Genomic DNA, 1204 nt, shown 5'->3' with positions numbered 1-1204 from the left:
CACTAGTGTCCACTAAAAACGATTAACAATCGTTGTAAGTGGTTGATATGCGACAAAATACGAGCAAAAAATGACTCTATGGGTTAGAAATGACTATCTTTGCAGAAAATTACAATCTGTAAGTTAGTTTAGACTCATGAATCAAGGTAAGTATATATTCAGTCAAATATGTGATTTCCTTCCCAAAAACCAGTTCGATTGGTTCGTAAAAAAATATCAAGGAAACAAATATGTTAAGAAGTTCACTTGTTGGAATCATTTGCTAGTGATGATATTCGCTCAGTTGACCCATCGAGAGAGTCTTCGAGACTTGATAGCTACGCTCAATGCGCATAAGACTAAGTTCAACAGGCTTGGATTTGGCACATCTGTTACCAGAAGTAATCTTTCCAAAGCTAATGAGCAAAGAGAGGCTAAAATATTTGAAGACATGGCGTATCATATGGTCAAGACCGCAAGAGACTTACGCATAGGATTAGTTGACAAAGACTTCTTCTATGAAGGTAATGTCTATGCTTTTGACTCAACAACCATCTCACTTTGCCTAAATGTGTTTTGGTGGAGTAAACTTCATCATGACAAAGGTGGTGTAAAGATGCATACCTTATATGATGTAAAGACAGACATACCATCATTCTTTCTTATAACCAATGCGGATTTACATGATTCCAAGGTAATGAACGAGATACCTTATGAGCCTGATGCTTTATACATATTTGATAGAGCATATATGGACACGGAGCAACTCACCATCATCAATACGATAAAGGCGTTCTTTGTTGTTCGTGAGAAACGTCGTATGTCATATACAGTGATTGAAGACAAACAATATAACAACCCTATAACGGGAGTGATGGCTGATCAAACGATACAGTTTAGTGGATATAAAACACGAAAGCAATACTCTTCCCCAATGAGAAGAATCACCTTTTATGATAAGGAGGGAAACAGAACCTTTGTGTTTTATACCAATAACTCCATCCTCTCTGCAGAGGATATTGCATTGGCTTACAAATATCGTTGGAGGGTAGAGTTGTTCTTCAAATGGATGAAGCAACATCTTCATGTCAAGGAATTCTATGGCACAACCGAAAATGCTGTAAAGATACAATTGTATAGTGCAATCATTGCATATTGCTTGGTTGCGATTGTTGAACGAAAAATGAAATTGAATATGGAAATGTATGATTTGTTAAGAATTTTA

General features: G+C 36.4%; 1 protein-coding gene. It reads left to right on the top strand.

Annotated elements, in window-relative coordinates; genetic code table 11:
• Positions 1-136: 136 nt before the first annotated feature.
• Positions 137-1204: IS4 family transposase (locus tag CIK88_RS05385; protein WP_094435064.1), on the top strand; the 1068-nt coding region annotated here is incomplete at its 3' end.

This window comes from Prevotella sp. P5-50, from assembly GCF_002251295.1.
GTDB lineage: Bacteria > Bacteroidota > Bacteroidia > Bacteroidales > Bacteroidaceae > Prevotella.
The sequence above is the reverse complement of the archived record's forward strand: the minus strand, read 5'-3'. Positions and strand labels throughout refer to the sequence as shown.